Origin of the sequence: Cryobacterium sp. TMT2-10 (assembly GCF_004403075.1) — a bacterium.
In the GTDB taxonomy this organism is placed as follows: Bacteria; Actinomycetota; Actinomycetes; order Actinomycetales; family Microbacteriaceae; genus Cryobacterium; species Cryobacterium shii.
The window spans coordinates 24479-41244 of the sequence record NZ_SOGW01000003.1 but is presented as its reverse complement, the minus strand read 5'-3'; the positions used below and the strand labels follow the sequence as shown (position 1 = coordinate 41244).

Genomic DNA, 16766 nt, shown 5'->3' with positions numbered 1-16766 from the left:
GCGGACGTCCACTACGGCCTCGCGGCCGGCAAGGCCATCGACCGGTCAGCGACCTTGGCCGCCGCACGCGCCCAGAACCCGGAACGATTCGGCACCACGACCGACCCGAAGATCCTCGCCCTGCCCGGCACCACCTGGATCAACAAACCAGCCGAGCAAGAAGAGAAGGAACAGGAAGCAAAACTAGCCGCCTAAACTCACGCTGGCCTCATTCACCTTGACAAATTCCGGATCGGCCTATCGATCCGGAGGACGAGCGTGAGGTGGAATCGCTCGATCTGCCGGTTTGTCTGCGGCCGGTAGGGCCGCGTGAACTTGTGCCTGCTATCACCGATAATCGAGGTGGCCCTGGAGGGGCATGCTCTAGCGCCCCTCAGCACTCCAAGAGGTGGCTTCGAGGCGCCGGATGCGAACGTCCTGAAGCGCGGTGACTTCGGCGAGGGTACGAGTCTCGTTTTCCAGGTCGGTCAGTTCTGCGCTGTGTTGAATGCACACCAGCACTAGAACGGCGATGCTCACGAAGAACACGAGATTGGTGGGCACTTCAACACCAACAAGATCCGCCGCCCAAGTCAGAGCACCCGGAAAGATCCCGATAATGAGTGCGGCTAAACCGGACATCAACCACCAGATGGCATGCCGTTCCCGAAGACGCCTGCGGCGCAACATCTCGATTACGACACCGAGAGTAGCCAACGCCGCGAGAATACCAAAAATATAAGAGGTCAGACTCATCTGATGTCAGGCTTTCGTTGTGAGGCTGGCGGTTGGTCGGACGAGAGCGAAGAGCAGGGCCAGGAAAGCCCTGCCGAGATAGGTTGCCGCCTCAAAAGGATTGTGCGACGGGGTCCCCCCTGCACGCACACGCATGGAGACGGGGACCTGGACGACGGTGCAGCCGGCTCGCGACGCGATGACAAGAGCCTCGACCGTATCCCCCAGATACTCTGCCGGATAGTGCTCCGCAAAGAGTCCGACCGCCCGGGGACCGCATGCTTTGAACCCGGACGTCGTGTCCGTAAGCGACGTTCTCGCGGTGTGGCTGAGTATGGTGGCGAGCAGCCGCATGGCCATCTTCCGAAGGCCCCGGACCGCATAGTCACCCTCCCCCGCAAATCGGGCGCCGATAACAAGATCAGCATGCTCAAGTTGCTTGAGCAGAGCCGGCACGCTTCCGGGGTCATGCTGGCCATCAGAGTCGATCTGAACCACGTTCTCATAGCCATACTCGAGAGCGTATTTAAAGCCGAGCCGCATCGCTCCACCGACGCCGAGGTTGAAGGGCAGCACAGCCACAGTTGCGCCGGCCGCACGAGCCACCGCTGTGGTCGCGTCGGTTGAGCCATCATTGACCACCAGACAGTCTGCGCCAGGCAGCTTCGACTGAATCTCCCGAATCACGTCCCCCACGGACTCCGCCTCGTTGAACGCGGGCATGACGATGAGCGTTCGTTCCAATGGCGAGGATGTCATGGATTCCATCCTAACAACCCCGCCGATGGCACTCTGGACTGCTGCCGCGCATAGGGGTCGACCACACGTTTACCGGGATGCCCTTGGGCAACGGCTAACTGGGTACCTTTTCCGCGCGACTGCGTACGAGGTGGATGCCGAATAGACACGCAAAGACAACGAGTCCAAGCAGCCCGTTGACCAGGATGACCGCCCCGATGTCTGGCAACACGGCCTGTGAACCCAACCATTGGATAGGAACGGCAGCCAGAAGGATTGCAAGACCAACCTTCGAGCTCGACGCCGTCAGCCGAATGAGAATTCCCTGAGCCATGGCCCACGGGAGCCAGGCTAATGCAAGCCAGGGAAGGACGCTGATGCTGAACTCGTACCCGGAACCGAACAGGATCGGGACAATCAGAAACCCCAGCAAGGAAACCCCGACAAACATCGCGAACCCGCCGAGTGCAGTAATACCCAAAGTCACGTTCACTCCAAGACGCGTCATCGAGGCGTCCCCTCTTCGCTTGACAAAACGCGGAAGCAGGTAGAGAGAAAGAGTCGCGGGAACAATCAGGATCGTTTTCACGAGAACTGCGGCGGCGGCGTACGCGCCTGCCAGTTCAGGAGCAGCTCCGGATCGAACAAGAATGACGTCGGCGTTCGTCAGCCAGGCGAGGGCGATCGTAATGAGCAACACAATGGAACCGCTCGTTGAAAATGGTCGCCTTCCAGCCCGAACAGAATGTCTGCGAGCCTGTAGAGACGCTCCGAGGGCACCCAAGAACGCTGTGACGAGCAGGACTCCAAGAATGCCCACTGCCCCATATCCAAGCGCCAACACAACAAGAGTCAGGATGAGCTGCGCAACCTGTGCACCGCTGGACCACCAGACGACAGCCCTTGAATCCCCTGCCCCTTGAAGGAGACCTTGGGCTCGTGCGAAGAGGAAGTACGGGAGCACTACTCCGGCAGTAACGATGAGAGCGGGCAAGTTCGCTTCAAGGGAGGTCGCCAACCAGGGCGAAACGATAAGGACGGCCAACGTACACAGGCCCCCGAGCACCAGCGCCTCTATCAGTGAACTGTCTGGACGCTTCCTTGCCGCTGCCACGCCGGGTTCCGGCGTGAATGCCGCATGCGCTGTCACGACCGCAACAGAGTTCCTGAGCGCTGAACTCCCGATTGCGGCGACGTTGATGAGCGCCAGGAACGATGCCAACAGGCCAAACCCCTGCGGGCCGAGGCCGCGAATCGAAAGGATTTGGAATCCTGCGGTTGCGAGAATGCCGACAACGCTGACCACGCCGATCTCGAAGACTGCTCTGCCATGCTGCGACACCAAGCCGCTCAACCGGCTGCCGGACTTTTCAATCATCTTGTCACCACTCCAACGGGTCAATGCGCGGCGAAGCCTCTAGCGACCAGGTCTCCAACGATCACGTCCGAGGGCGAGTGCTCCGGCCTGTTGATAGGTCGTCGGTATGATTTGAAATCGATGAGGAACGAAGCAAGCTTTCCCATCTTCCATTCCGAGAGCACGATATTGCTGCCTATGCCTTCAGCCTGTTCCGTTGTCTTTCGGTGGATGAGTGTAGGGACACCGATCAAGGCTGTTTCTGCCTGAATTCCGCCAGAATCCGTGACAACGAATTGCGCGCTCTTGATCAAATTCACGAAGTCTTCATGTTCAAGTTTCGATTGAGGCGTTAGCTTACCTGCCCCGAATTTGGCGACGGCCTCCTGCAGAGCTTGTTCCGAATAGGCATCGACCATCAATTTCAGCGGAACCGGGCTCTGCGCGGCGAGAGTCGAAATCGTCTCCTCCAAGAGTTGCAGATTGGAGATCAACTCAAAACGGTGCAGAAGAACGACACCGAACGGATCAGGATCTTCTCCGGCTTGCTCTTTGTGGTCGAGCACCGCATCGAGAACAGTGTTCCCATGCGTGTGAACGACGTTTTTCCTGGAACCCAGGTTGCTCGTTGCTTCGAGAGATGGCGTGTAGTGGATAGTGGCCAATCGCCCCACAACCCGTCGGTCCAATTCCTCGGGGAAAGGGTGTCGCCAGTTTCCGGATCTCAATCCAGCCTCGATATGAGCGCATTCAACCTTGAGTCGCCTTGCGATATAGGCTCCCACGACTGTTGTAAGCGTGTCACCATGCACAACGATGACGGTATTCGACGGCAGTGATTTCCTGAGTGGTCCGACATTGGTGCGAATCCACTTCGTGATCTGCCACAGCCATCGGAGGACGTCACTTGAGCTGCGGAGTGGCTCGCCCCGGTTCCCATTGGCAATGAGACGATCCGGCGCAGGAAGGCCGAGACTTGGCAGCGCCTTAAGAAGGGCCGTCGTGTGTTGAAGCGTCAGCCACTGCTGGTACGGAATCCCTTGCTCATCCAGTCGGCGAGCAATCGGTGCAATCTTGATTGCCTCCGCAGTCGTGCCGTAAATGAAAATGATCAAAGCTGAGCCCCACTCATGGATTGTTTGCGGTTTTGGAATGATCTTCGGTGGACAATCACGCCTCGAGTGAGACCGGCCCAAAATGAGACACCAAAGGGGAAGATGAATGTCACGTACGAGAGTCCGGCTCGAACTGGACAGCCTCGGATGGATGCGATAACCAAGGGGATCAATAGGCCGGCGGCGCCCGCGACCCCTTCCAGAGCCAGGGCCTGCCAGCGCCCGAGCAGAGAGAGGACAAGACCCAAGCCCACGAGAACCGGCGGGGCGAATACAAGAGAAACGAGAACGATATTCCGGGCGACACTCGTGCCGGCATAGCTGTCCACGAACAAGGTCCCCCGAGTCCAGCTATGCGCCAGGAACCCCTTCAAGGTCGTGCGCGGGCGGTACGTCGCCGAAAAGCCCGGGTCAATCCGGATTGGGGCGCGGTCAACGATGAATCGGAGCAGTTTCGTGTCGTCGGACACGAGATGTGCATTCCCACTCGGCCACACTGCACGGCACGCTTCCAGATACAACTGCTTTCGAACGACGAGGCAACCAGTCCCTTTCGGAACCTTGTCAAAATTCTCAGACGTGATCAGCGTTGGACGCGGGTGGGCGAGATAATCGCCCCAAAACACGAACGTCGGCACTTCCCAGAATCGACCAACGAGAGGCGACATGGGGTCCGTCAGGACATGACCGTTCCACGACTGATTGTCGTTCTGCAATGACATGGTCTTCAGAAGGTAGTCAAGGGAATCCTCGTTCATCAGCACGCGAGAGTCGAGAATGAATATCCACTCGTTCTCCGCTGCGTTGACTCCTGCCCATCGAGCCAGGAACCGCCCCTTGTTCTCTTGGTTCAGAATGCGCAATCTATAGGGGTAACCCGCCTGCAACTCCGTCAGAGTGGACACGGTGTTATCCGAAGAGCCGTCGTTCACGACGATAACCTCTGCACTCCATTGGGAGCGCGAAATTGAGTCGGACAGCGCACGAAGAGTGGACGGCAACCAGGAAGCGGAGTCGTAACTTGGGATGACAACCGAAATCGACATCGTTTTTGATCGATCTTCAGGGTTGTCCACGCATCACTCCAACTTCGCCACTTCGCCTTCTCAGCTTCAACTCTAGCGAGGTGAAACATCGCGACCGCGCCATCAGACGCCGCCGACCACCTGGGCGAGCCGGCAAAATCCTAGGCTGGGCCGACGGAGCGCGCGCCGATAAATCAACGCAGCACCCCAGTGTTTTGGACCGCGCTCTGACGAATCGCATTTGAGGATCCGGTTTCGGTGACGTCCACGCCGGTCAAGAAATCGCTTTCCTCACCCCTTTTTCTTACTCCAAGGATCAAGACCATGGCAATTGCAGCTGTGGCAAACGACACCGTGCCAACCGCCCAGATCCCCACGGGCGAGAAGAGCGAAATGGACGAGAACGGATATACCCACCACCATTCGGCATTGTGGTTGAGGTCAAGCTTGTCCACATCCAAGCCCGTAACGTAGCGCCGAATGTTGATGTGTAGCGCGATGGCATTAGCCAAGCTGACCAACGTCGCCAGCACCATGAGTTGCTGGCGAGACAGCCTGACGTCGCCTCGCCCAAGCCCGACCAGTGACACGCCCGCCAGAAGAATCATGAGGGGGAAGACATAACGCGGCTGGACGTAGGAACCCACAATGATCTGGTCATGAACAAGAATGTACATCGGGACCACAATCAAACTTCCAAACACCATTGCCAGCGCAATGCCCTTTCTCCACGGGAGCCTCTGAAGGCCCCAGAATGCAAGCGCCGAATACATCGCGAGCATTGTCACCCAAACGCTTCCAGGAAGGGCCGTGTCCAGCCACCCCAATCCCCACGTGCCGAGATTGCCTGCCCAGAGCTCGGGGAGCAATCTCAGGTTGGTCACCGTCAGGGCCCAAATACCGTCCTGTGTGGTCCGGGCAAGAGCAGTCGGGTCAAGAACAGCGGCTTGACCGGCACTGAAGAAGAGCCCGACCGACAGTCCCGCGAGCGCAAGCGGCAATAGTGATTTAAGGACAAAGCCGCGAGTCTTCTCGAACCCCAAAACGGCAACAACGAGCATTGCCAAGACGCCATAGACCGCTGCATCGCTGCGGGCTCCAGCCCCTGCCAGCGTCATCGCAGTCGCGATCCCACCCAGCGCCACTCGCCGCCGAACGCCCCGGGCCCGATAATATCCAAGCAGAGAAATCCACAGGGTAGCGGCCGAGATGACGGCCCAGCTACTCGGGTTAACGCTTGGCACCAGGAACATACCGAGAGGAACGATCGAAACCAGCGTCCCCCAAACCAAAGGACCGCGATCCGATCTCGGAATGAGGAAATAGACGGACGACACAACACTGACGAAGAGAAAGGCATTGAAGGCCCTCATTAGGAGAATCGACGTCGCTATGCTTTCTCCCGCGAACACGCTCATCACGGCATAGTAAAAAGGTGGATACGCGCCATCGGAAAAATTCCCGCGATTCGTGCTTGTCATGGTCGTGGATGGTTTTTGAGGGCAAGAGGCATTGCGCTCAGGGTAATGCGCAAAGCACGCCGGGTATTCGGTCAGAGTGTCTGGTACGCGCCTTTCTGCTTGGGTGTTCCCTGCCTCACAGAGGCCTTCTCGAAGCCCCTGCCCGCACCAGATGCTCGCCATATGAAAGTCATCATCCGGGCTGGAACCAACGGGAGAGGATACCCCCCAACTCACCAGCGCTATGAACAACGCCATGGGCACGAGCGCCGCAGTCAGTATCTTCTTCAACATGGTTTCACCCTCATGAACCGCTCCATCACCGTTGGCACCGCCGCCATCGCCGCCTGGGTAGTCCAGCACCCGTACAGCCTAGTATTCCTTTGGCCGCTGCCAGGTGGCGACCGACTTCGTTGCGCCGGATGGAGCCGCCTCGGGGATACCTAACTTTGGTCGTCCTGCCCAATGAGCTCGAGCGTGACCGCGACCGGACTACGCATCCGCAGTCAACCCGCCCCGGGAGCGCGCACTGCGTCGCGAGATCCGACACTGACAACGAACTTCGCCCGTCGAAACCGATGCAGGGAGGGTCTACACCGCTGGACCTGTGGGAATCGCGGACGCGAATAACGGCACGACGTTCAGCCAGCCAGCCGCCCCACCCAATTCTGCCAACCGCGTCATTGACGCGATGGGCCGCTTTCTTCCAGCGTCCAAGAAGAAGATCGAGCCGTCCGGTGTTCGGATAAACCTAGTCGCAGCAACTCCAACCGACGTGTTCATGCAGGAGTACTTGTCCAACACCGTGAATTTGAACGGGTACAGAGCAGCGATGTCCTGGGCGAGGGGGTGCAAGAGACCGCCCGACGAAACATAGTTCTGCGAATCGCACGTGATGCCGAAGCCCATGTTCTCGGTAGCAAGAGGGTACGCTGCCAGCCTCTCGCTGGAAACGAAACCGAAGTTCTTGAAACCGGCCTCCAGCGGCATGTCGAAGTTGCTGAAGGGGATCCGATTGGTCAGGCCGTTGATGAGGTACACGGTCGCGTTTTCCGGGGAACGCACGAGGGCTCCGGGGTAGAGAGCTACCACGCCCTGAGGCAGCGCAGCGATGAACCCACTCGGTACAACAGAAATGACGGGGTTCGACCGACCCGGAGTGAGAGCCAGCAAGGCTTCCCATGATCCCACCGGTCTAATGTCATTCGGCATGACCAGATAGACGGTCCCATTGTCAGGTGATTTGATCAGGGACCCGACATCGATCTTGCTGATGAGCGGGTAGGAGTCCACAAGCTCTTGACTGGCCCCCGTCGCGGGCAACGCTGAAGACCCCCCGACGCCTGGGACTAGTTCGTAGCGTCCAGTGCTTACGAGGACCTGGGCCACAGACGAGCCCTGGACGTGCAGAACCCCGTTGAACGGCGCTCCCCCCGAGGGAACCAAGTCGAGACTCGACGGGTTCAGCGACCCTGAAAGCCGCGCAGGAAGCCCTACCGCGCCACTTACGCCGTTGGCCGGAGACTTCAAGCCGGAAGCGACGAGGTAGTAATCAGATGTCGACCGAGTGCGAACGAATACAGAATCCCGAACGACTGGTGGACCGAGGCGGAGATGTGCAACCGCGTTCTCAGTGAGGACATTCATCCCAAGGGGGATGCCGGCCTCAGTCTGAGAGCGGTCATCGAGGATCTCACGCTTGACTCCGGCCGAAATATAGTAACGGCTCCCCTCCACGGTACCCAGGACCGGGCCCAAGACTGGACCGGCCTGGAACGCATCTATTTGAGGTTGAGTCAACTGGACATATCCGTCCGACGCACACGAGGCACCGTAGTCAACGGCCTGTGCGCAGGAAGCGAACGGAAGTTTGATCCCTGCGTCGTAAAAGTAGATTGTCCCAGCTGGGCTGCGAAGACTGCGCCCAACCAGGTGACTCGTTGCAAACGAATCCAGATACGACTGGGACACATATCCAACCTGGCCAAGGGGACTCAGGGCGTTCAGGATGCCCATGGACGCAATTGGATACTTACTTGCACCGGAGATCAGGTACACAGATGCATTCGAATTGGTTCGAAGCAGGCTGCTCGCGTTGATGGGAGAACCGAACCAGTCGGAGAACATGCGCCAGAAGTTGCGGTTGCCGTACGAGCTGCAAGCGTCGCCCGACCCATAGAGATTCCCGATCGCTGCTGCATTGGGCTGGTAGGGCGTGTAGTTGTAGAGACCCGCCGTCGCCTGGTTCTGGATGAAGACCTGGCTCGTTCCGCAGTTGACGTCGGGGTTGAATCGAATGTTGTTCACGCGACCAGCGATGTGGTTCCAGCGGGTCGGGTTTGCGGCGTAGTACTTGAACTGAAGGGCCGCAGCGTAGACCTGATTGAAGAATCCGTAGTAGGCCGTGTCGCAGAGTGCGGTGTCGGGGCAGCCGAAGCCCGTTGCGCTCCGATACTGCCGCGCACCCGGCCAATCGTCCGTAATAAGTCCCTGCTCCTTCTCGAGCAGCACGATCAGAACTTTCTGGCTGATTCCACAGGTCGCCCCGACGCGAGCGATGATATCGGCTGCACTCTCGGAGGACCGCCCGATGTAGGCAGCGCAGGCACCGGAAACAGCCGCCCTTGTGGGCGTGTCCTGTCGGTAGTCCTTCAGACAGGTGTAGCCCACCCTGCAGGAAGAGACCTTGGAGTTCAGGAAAACCTGGACATCATTGGCGCTCATGATGCCGCCGTCGAAGAAGATGGCATCGCTGATGATGTTGCCCGGGTCGAACTGGCGCGCGTCGGCTGCCTGAGCGCTCGTCGTGCCGATGAATCCGAGAAGGGACGCTAGGAGGGTCGTGACAACTGTCATTCCGATGAAGCGTGTACGTTTCATGGAATCTCCAGATTCATGGGCTGCGACGTTGTCGCGACGTTGGTTGACTTGTATTCGAGGCTCACGGTCCAGCGTCCGCGCGAGAAGCCGCCGATCGGAACCTGGACGGTCCCGCATGACGTGCTCATTCGGTCGACTGCGGATTCGCTCGAGGATTTGACGGTCGAGTCACCCTGGACGAACACAAAGGTGCACTCTCCACCAGACTCGACGACGCCGGCCAGATAACCGGACGCGGACACGTGCGCTCCGTCGACGTCCACGCCCGCGACGACGACCACGGCTTCCGGCGGCGCAGGCGTCGCGGATGCCACGATGCCTTTGGCCGGACCTCCTCCGACGGCCCGGTCGTCGCTGGACGGGCTCTGGGCCGTTGCGCCCCCGGTCGTGTTCGTGCAGCCGAACAGAGCCCCGCAAACGAGCACGACGACGGCGATCACGCTTGATCGACGCCCGAAGTCCCCCATTGCGCTTTCCCCCGTAGAACTGGCCGATTTTACGACTCGGTTCAGATTAGTGGGCCGCACCGCCGTTTCGGTTCAATTCCGCACCAATATTTGCCGCAAATCCCTAAGTTTCCAGCCTGACTGACGCAATCACAGCGCGCTACGGGGCTATTCACCTCGAACAGCGCCCCCGTGGGCCCAATTTTTGATGTTCGCCGCCGCCTGGCGACGCAGGGGCGCCCACCGCTTAATCGTTGGCTGCCATGTCTCCCGGCACGACTCTCAGCATCATCGCCTAGACTCGATGAACTTACATTTATCTACATGAACGAAAGTTGTCTATGATCAGGGCCAGCGCCCAAGAGCGTGCTTTGCGCATCGAGCAGGAGCCCCTCGTTCCGGTTGGCCAGTCAACTGGCTTCGTCACAGGCACCTGGTCGTCCGTGCGGGACGTGTGGGCACACAGAGAACTTCTCACCTTGCTTGTGAAGCGTGAGATCAGGGCACGTTATAAAGACAGCTCACTGGGTGTGTTGTGGAGTCTGGTCAGACCCCTGGTTCAACTCCTCGTCTACTACTTCGCCATCGGTCAGGTCTTGGGCGTTGCGCGGAATATCCCGAGCTTTGCCATCTTCGTTTTCGTCGGCCTGACCGTGTGGGGTCTGTTCACTGAGATTGTGTCCAGTGGCACCATGTCGATTGTGAACAACTCCGGTCTCGTCAAAAAGGTCTATTTGCCCCGGGAGATCTTTCCCCTGGCCAGCGTCGGCGGAGCGTTGTTCAATTTCGCCCTGCAACTGGTCATCCTTGTGGTGGCGACTCTGGTGCTGGGCAAGTTTCCGCTGACGTCCGATCTGGCCTACGCCCCCCTGGCCCTCGCCAACGTCATAGTTTTTGCGACGGCGGTGGCCGTGGTTCTGGCCGCGTCAACCGTCTACCTGCGGGATCTTCAGCATCTCGTCGAAGTAGCGCTCACTGTGGCGTTCTGGGCCTCGCCCATCGTCTATTCCTTCTCGTTTGTTCACAAGGCAATCGGCGGGACTCTCCTCGAACAGGTCTACCTGGCCAATCCCGTCACTCTGAGCGTGCTCGGAATGCAGAAGGCGTTCTGGATCGACGGGGCGGCACAGGTCGGCCAGACGAATTGGCCACCGGATCTGGCACTTCGCTTATGGATTTCGCTTGCCATCAGCATCGTGCTGCTGTGGTTCGGGCAGCGCGTATTCTCGCGGCTGCAGGGTAATTTCGCGCAGGAGCTGTAACCATGAGTTATCCCCCAAGAGTTGCAAGCATGAATCACCTCCCGAGCATCGTGCGGGTGCAGGATGTGTCAAAACGCTTCATTCTGCACAAGGACAAGTCGGTCAAGGAGCGATTGACGACGTTTGGTCGGTCGCGGCGCCATGTCCAGGATTTCTGGGCGCTCCGCGAAATGAACCTCGATATTGTCAGCGGATCGACGGTCGGCCTGGTGGGACACAACGGCTCAGGCAAGTCCACACTGCTGAAGGTGATTGGTGGGATCATCCAGCCGACCACCGGCACCGTGGTCCGACGCGGCCGCATGGCGGCCCTGCTCGAGCTGGGCGCGGGGTTTCACCCCGACCTCACCGGCCGCGAGAACGTCTACCTCAATGCCGCCATCCTCGGGCTGAATAAGTTCGAGACGGACAGAAACTTCGACGACATCGTCGAATTCTCCGGTATCTCAGACTTCATCGACACCCAAGTCAAGTTCTATAGTTCAGGCATGTACGTTCGGCTCGCTTTTTCAGTGGCTGTGCACGTCGACCCTGACCTCCTGCTGGTCGACGAGGTGCTCGCAGTCGGTGACGAACCCTTCCAACGGAAGTGCATGGAAAAGATTGCGCAGTTCCAGTCCGAGGGCCGCACTATCGTCCTCGTCAGTCACTCCTCCGATCAGGTCGGTCGCCTCTGCGATCGGGTCGTTGTTCTGCACGCCGGTTCCATGGTTCATGACGGGGATCCGGCAGAAGGCATTCGCATCCTGCGCGACGGGTACGAAGCAGATCGGGTCAACAAACTCCGTTCGCTCCCGACCGCTGTATCGACGACGCGCTTGAACATCGCGTCCGTAGAAGCTGAAACCAACACGGACGACGGTCACAATAACGTCATCATCAAGGTTTCCGTGAACGTAAACGAATCGATCCCGGGTTGGGGTGTCGGGATATCCATCGAGACGACCCTGGGCATGGCAATCTACGCGATGGACAGCTTCGGGATGGATGTCGCGCTGCCGACGACCGTAGGCCAGCACGTGATCGAACTCACCCTTCCCGACATTCGGCTCGGATCTGGGAAGTACCTTGTCGGTGTCGGACTCGGCATGCCCAACGGCGAGAATTTCGACCGCAAGGAGAGCGCCGCCTCGTTCGACATTCCCACCGACGACTACGGCATGGGCCTCATCAGGCTGAAACCGACGCTCGCCCTCGCGCCCCAGGTTCAGTGACCGCCCAGATCGGCAACCTTCTTTTCGATTCCATCAGTCTCAACACTGGGGATATTGCCATCGGAATAGCTGCCGCTCAGATTCTCGCCGAGCGGGGCATCACGGCCCAAATCGTTGATCCGCTCGGCGAGCGGATGCCAGGGCAGATGATCATCGGCGGCGGCGAACTCATTCGCCCCGCCGGAGATCGGCTCTACGACGTCTTCCGTCAACCCGGTGCCCACATCCTGAACGCCGCCGGCGTATGGGACACTGCTGGCGGGCTGGATTATCTCAAGGACTACGCCTACGTCTCGGCCCGGTCATCCCGTGAGGTCGACGTGTTACGCAGGTGGGTGCCGCAGGCCGAAATCGTCCCGTGCGCGACCACCCTGCTCCGGAGCGACCACTACGAGATCCCGGGGATCGAACCTGGTGAGCTGCTCGTGGGAATCCACATGGTTCCCCACTCCTTGCGCCAAATCGAGAACCTGGTTCCCCTTCTCAACTCCATTCCGCACAAGAAGGTCTACATCCCGTTCACGCACTACAACGGCGACGCCACCTTCATGCGCCATCTACCCTTTGACAAATCGAATTCGATCTTTCTCGACGCCCTCACCCCCCTCGAGCTGCATTCGGTCGTGGGTCAGATGGACCGGGTTATCGTATCGTCCCTGCATGCATCGATTTTTGCCTACAGCCAGAACATCCCCTTCGCCTCGGTTTTCCAGCAGAAGGCACAGAACTACTTCGAGGACCGTGGTCTGGGAGCCCACGTGGTGGCCGACCGAAGTCAACTCCGGGAGATGATCGACCGGATGGAGACCGAGGCCTTCGACTTCTCGGAGCCCATTGAGAGGGATACTGCGGCCATAGCCCGTGCGTTTGACCGCTACGCAACCATCCTCGGGCAGAACGAGCAGGAATCCGTGCCACTGGTAGCCGTCGAGAACCCTGTGACGTCGCGGATCCGCCACGAGGTCCTTCTCGCGCAAGCCCAGCAGATAATCGGCGATCGGGACCTGACACTCGCCGGCAGCGAGTCGGCCCGGCTCGCTGCCATCGCCGAATCTGAGGCGATGGCTCAGGAGTCTGCGGCGATGACGCGGAAGACGGCGCAGGAGACGGCCGAGAATAGCGAGGTGCAGCAGGCCAGGATCGACGACCTGGAGCACCGACTAACCCAGACCGAGAACGCGTTGGCAAGGATTACCCGTTCCCGGTGGTGGCGCCTGGCCGTCGCGGTCACCAGGCCGGCCCGAAGGGCACGGACGGCCCTACATCGTCTTGCGGGTATGCTCCAACGACCCTGACCGCACGGCCTCCTCATCGGAGATATCCACCAGGGTGGAGGCACGATAGCTGTTCCACTTCTGGATTTGATAGGCCGGGTTGACGACCAACCAGTAAAGCTTTCGCTTCCAGCCGAAGTTACCGTCCCGCAGTATTCTTAGGGTGTCACCGACCACGCCACGGATGATCAACCGCGATCGGTTTGCGCGTGTCAATTCCGGAATATCGAAGCCGATTTGTCGGAGTCCGACTGTCTCGTCGAAGATGCGCCGCCGGTATTCGGCGAGAGTGAGATCGTTGGAGTGTTCAACCGCAGCCCGCCCGGAGTACGCTTTGCGATACCCGGCCTCGATCAGGTCCTTGCCGAAGAGCTGATCCTCCGCGTACCGGACGTCGCGATACGGAATCGTGTGGACCAGGAAGTCGCGGCGTGCCGCCGAATTCACGTCGGAATAGAAACTGACCGCGTTCAGCACGCCTTCGCTCTGAACGAAGTCATCCTTATAGAAGATCGACGTGCCGAAATCGGGGCCGAATCCGGCAAAGACTCCCTGAATTTCATACTTGAGCAGCGGAAAGCACCCGGCGCGCGGTATCTGCTTGCCCATGACGGCGACGATTCGGGTGTCCAGAGCGAATGGCGCCAACAGCTCTCTGAGCCACTGCGCAGACGCCGGAATCGCGTCGTGAGTAAGGAAGGCGATGAATTGTCCGTTTGCCAGCTGGGCGGCAAGATTTCGAGTTTTGCCATGGCCGAATTCTGAGTTTGGGATTTCGTGCAGACGCACTGCCGGGAACTTGCGAACGATGTCGAGCGTCGAATCCGTCGACCCGGAATCGATCACGAGCACCTCAACGTCGCCATCGATCTGTTGAGTCGTAACCTGTTGCAGGATGCGCTCGAGGTACACCTCACCGTTATAGGTCAGGATCGCGACGGTGACGAGTGGTTGATCAGTCATGTGTCTGAGCTCTTATTTCTTCGAATGTGAATCTCACGCCTTCGTCAAGCGCGGTGAGCCGCGACGCGCCGAATTCGGACCGGTAGCGGTCGGTGTTCAGGACGACCCGATCGACGAACGTCGGCGGGATGGGGAGTTCCGTGACCTCAAAATCAACTCGCGTCACCCGGCGCAAAGAGTCGATGATCTCACTGACCGAATGACCGATCCCACTGCCGATGTTGTACAGATCGAACTCTGTTTCGACACCAACCATCGGGGTCAGCATCTGCACGAGGTCCTCAACAAAGACATAGTCGCGCACCATGGAGCCGTCGCCCATACGGACTACGGGACGCCCCAGCACGATTTGCCGGAGCGCAATCGGGATCAGGCCCTGCTTCTTGTTGGCCTTCTGCCGAGTCCCGTACGGGTTGGAGATCCTCAGCGACGTGGATTTCAGACCATGTTTGATCCTGAAATAGTGCAGATAGTGCTCGATCGACAGCTTCCCGATCCCGTATGGCGAGATCGGCAGCGCGCGATCGGTTTCGGCGTAGTCGGCCTTGCCCTGCTGCCCATAGATTGCGCCGCCGGTCGACGCGTAGTAAAAGCGCTTGACCCCCGCGTCCACGCACGACTCGAGCAGCTCAACGGTCTGGGCGATGTTCGTGCGAATGTCGAGTGTCGGGTCGCTCTCTGCCGTCGCCGGCGTTGTCGTCGACAGAAAATGGAGGACGTAGTCTTGGCCTCGAACCGCGGAGTCCAGGTCGGCCCGACTCAGGAACTCACCAGGAAGCACAACCACGTTCCTCGCCGAGAACACCGGGTTCGGTGCGCTGAAGCGATCAAACGCCGTGACGTCGTGACCGGCGAGCGAAAGGGCATCGACCAGGTGCGAGCCGATGAACCCGTTGCCACCGATCACCAGTGTCTTAGCCACGCATGACCCTCTCGAAGGCCGTCATGAACTGGACACCGGAATCGGCCCAGTCGTTTTGAGCAACGGATTCGGACATCGCGATCGACCGTGCCACGGCATCCGGGTGATCGAAAACCTCGGCCATTTTCCGTGCAATCGCCAACGGCGATGCCGGGACGTATTCGATGAAGGGGTTCTCCGACACCATCCTGTTGTTGGGACCGTCATTGACGATGGGTGTGACTCCGCTCGACAGCAACTCCAGGGGGAGCAGGGACATGTTCGACAGGGACATCACCAAGCCTGCTGCGCAGCGGTTGTAGACGGAATTGAGTTCAGAGATATCGAGACTAGAAAGATTGGTATACGCGAACGGTATCTCCCAGTTCGACACATCCCAACCGGCGAGGTTGATTCGGACATCTGGTTTCAGCCGAGCGAACTCGGCCAGCGCGAGAAGCCCGAACTCGAACGCCCGCCGAGGTGTGACCGGACGCGCGTAGAAGAAGACCTCTGATCGGCGAGTCAGGTTCGTCACGCTGTAGTGCGTCTTGTCCACTGCGAAATCGAAGTGGTCCGTGGCCATTCCGAATTCCGTTGAGAGCTTGTGCGCAAGCCAGCCGCCTGCGGTAATGCCGTGGAAGCCGAAGTGGTAGGTGTTCTCGGCAAGCAGGGATTCTGATCCGAGCGGGTAGAAGCTCGCTTCATAGTCCTGTACGAAGTAGAAACGGCGCGCCATCGACGTGTCGAGGTACGCGGGATAGGCGGTCTCCCACCCCGTCGCGAAGATGGCCTGGGTACCAGCCTTGACGCCCGCCTTCGGATCGTACATTCGGATGTTCGCGGTGACTTCGGGGTAGGCAGCAGCGGACTTCAACATTCCTCTGATGTCAGGAATGCTCACGGGGTGGTTACTGGTCGTATACAGGTAGATCGTGCACCGATGCCCGGCCTTCTCCGCCAAATCGATGAAGCGGAACAGGTTCTGGTGACCGCCACTTTCCAAGCCGGGGGGCGACATGATCCACGCAATTTCAACGGGTCCGTCCTGAACGGAGATGGGGTCGCTCTGCCAAGCGGCTGCCTGCGTCCAGTCGACCTTCGCCGCATCATCGTTGTTGACCAGGATGATGGGCTTGTACCTGCTGAGCCGTTGGCTGGCCTTGGCCAGGGTCCGAACCGCGAATGACCGCGGTCCTTCCGCCTGGAGCACCCGCACCGGTCGAAGCACGACATGGGTTGCTCTGATGGCAAAGACTCGTGGTCCGTGCTCGCGAAGGATGCGAATCATTCTGCCGAACACGTTCAAAAAGACTCTCCTAGTTCACAGTCACAAATCGGCGTTGCTGAAAACCCGGGTGACGCCCCAACCCTATCAAGTGGCGATTGCTGATTGCTGGGGGTGGACACCGCTCCG

The 16766-nt window shown here is 59.2% G+C and carries 14 protein-coding genes and 1 pseudogene; 4 read left to right on the top strand and 11 right to left on the bottom strand.

The window, feature by feature from the left end; genetic code table 11:
- Window positions 1-195: pseudogene (locus tag E3T37_RS16610) on the top strand (hypothetical protein); the annotation flags it as partial.
- A gap of 168 nt (window positions 196-363) precedes the next feature.
- Here the strand turns inward: E3T37_RS16610 and E3T37_RS00255 are convergent.
- From E3T37_RS00255 to E3T37_RS00220, 8 genes are all read right to left on the bottom strand, one after another.
- Window positions 364-735 carry a DUF2304 domain-containing protein gene (locus E3T37_RS00255; RefSeq protein ID WP_134364856.1) on the bottom strand — a complete coding sequence of 124 codons (372 nt, stop codon included), beginning with the start codon at window positions 733-735 and terminating at the stop codon, window positions 364-366.
- Between the two features lie 6 nt (window positions 736-741).
- Window positions 742-1473 carry a glycosyltransferase family 2 protein gene (locus tag E3T37_RS00250; RefSeq protein WP_198415921.1) on the bottom strand — a complete coding sequence of 244 codons (732 nt, stop codon included), beginning with the start codon at window positions 1471-1473 and terminating at the stop codon, window positions 742-744.
- Window positions 1474-1567: 94 nt separating this feature from the next.
- Complete coding sequence (locus E3T37_RS00245) at window positions 1568-2830, bottom strand: hypothetical protein (protein WP_241994511.1); 1263 nt, start codon at window positions 2828-2830, stop codon at window positions 1568-1570.
- Window positions 2831-2850: 20 nt separating this feature from the next.
- Window positions 2851-3924, bottom strand: coding sequence for a UDP-N-acetylglucosamine 2-epimerase (locus tag E3T37_RS00240; RefSeq protein ID WP_134364854.1), 1074 nt, complete (start codon window positions 3922-3924; stop codon window positions 2851-2853).
- Window positions 3921-5000 carry a glycosyltransferase family 2 protein gene (locus E3T37_RS00235; RefSeq protein ID WP_241994510.1) on the bottom strand — a complete coding sequence of 360 codons (1080 nt, stop codon included), beginning with the start codon at window positions 4998-5000 and terminating at the stop codon, window positions 3921-3923. The genes E3T37_RS00240 and E3T37_RS00235 overlap by 4 nt, the downstream gene beginning before the upstream one ends.
- Window positions 5001-5143: 143 nt before the next feature.
- Window positions 5144-6772: a DUF2142 domain-containing protein gene (locus E3T37_RS00230; protein WP_134364853.1), complete on the bottom strand. Its 1629-nt coding sequence runs from the start codon at window positions 6770-6772 to the stop codon at window positions 5144-5146.
- A 228-nt stretch (window positions 6773-7000) separates the two neighbouring features.
- Window positions 7001-9265 (bottom strand): hypothetical protein, encoded by a 2265-nt coding sequence (locus E3T37_RS00225; RefSeq protein WP_134364852.1) that lies wholly within the window; start codon window positions 9263-9265, stop codon window positions 7001-7003.
- Between the two features lie 20 nt (window positions 9266-9285).
- Window positions 9286-9756, bottom strand: coding sequence for a hypothetical protein (locus E3T37_RS00220; protein ID WP_134364851.1), 471 nt, complete (start codon window positions 9754-9756; stop codon window positions 9286-9288).
- 320 nt (window positions 9757-10076) lie between these two features.
- Between E3T37_RS00220 and E3T37_RS00215 the strand changes: the two genes are divergently transcribed.
- From E3T37_RS00215 to E3T37_RS00205, 3 genes are read left to right on the top strand one after another with little or no spacing between them, the layout of a single operon-like run.
- On the top strand, window positions 10077-10997 hold the full coding sequence (locus E3T37_RS00215; protein ID WP_134364850.1) for an ABC transporter permease: 921 nt from the start codon (window positions 10077-10079) through the stop codon (window positions 10995-10997).
- A 29-nt stretch (window positions 10998-11026) separates the two neighbouring features.
- Window positions 11027-12211: an ABC transporter ATP-binding protein gene (locus tag E3T37_RS00210; protein WP_134364849.1), complete on the top strand. Its 1185-nt coding sequence runs from the start codon at window positions 11027-11029 to the stop codon at window positions 12209-12211.
- Window positions 12208-13506, top strand: coding sequence for a polysaccharide pyruvyl transferase family protein (locus E3T37_RS00205; RefSeq protein ID WP_134364848.1), 1299 nt, complete (start codon window positions 12208-12210; stop codon window positions 13504-13506). The genes E3T37_RS00210 and E3T37_RS00205 overlap by 4 nt, the downstream gene beginning before the upstream one ends.
- On the opposite strand, the gene E3T37_RS00200 is transcribed toward E3T37_RS00205, so the two are convergent.
- The 3 genes from E3T37_RS00200 to E3T37_RS00190 are packed head-to-tail and all read right to left on the bottom strand — an operon-like array spanning window position 13471 to window position 16652.
- Window positions 13471-14448: a glycosyltransferase family 2 protein gene (locus tag E3T37_RS00200; protein WP_134364847.1), complete on the bottom strand. Its 978-nt coding sequence runs from the start codon at window positions 14446-14448 to the stop codon at window positions 13471-13473. The two genes, E3T37_RS00205 and E3T37_RS00200, sit on opposite strands and share 36 nt — an antisense overlap.
- Window positions 14441-15370 carry an NAD-dependent epimerase/dehydratase family protein gene (locus tag E3T37_RS00195; protein ID WP_134364846.1) on the bottom strand — a complete coding sequence of 310 codons (930 nt, stop codon included), beginning with the start codon at window positions 15368-15370 and terminating at the stop codon, window positions 14441-14443. Before E3T37_RS00195 ends, E3T37_RS00200 begins: the two co-directional genes overlap by 8 nt.
- Window positions 15363-16652: a glycosyltransferase family 1 protein gene (locus tag E3T37_RS00190; RefSeq protein ID WP_241994512.1), complete on the bottom strand. Its 1290-nt coding sequence runs from the start codon at window positions 16650-16652 to the stop codon at window positions 15363-15365. The genes E3T37_RS00195 and E3T37_RS00190 overlap by 8 nt, the downstream gene beginning before the upstream one ends.
- Between the last annotated feature and the right edge of the window lie 114 nt (window positions 16653-16766).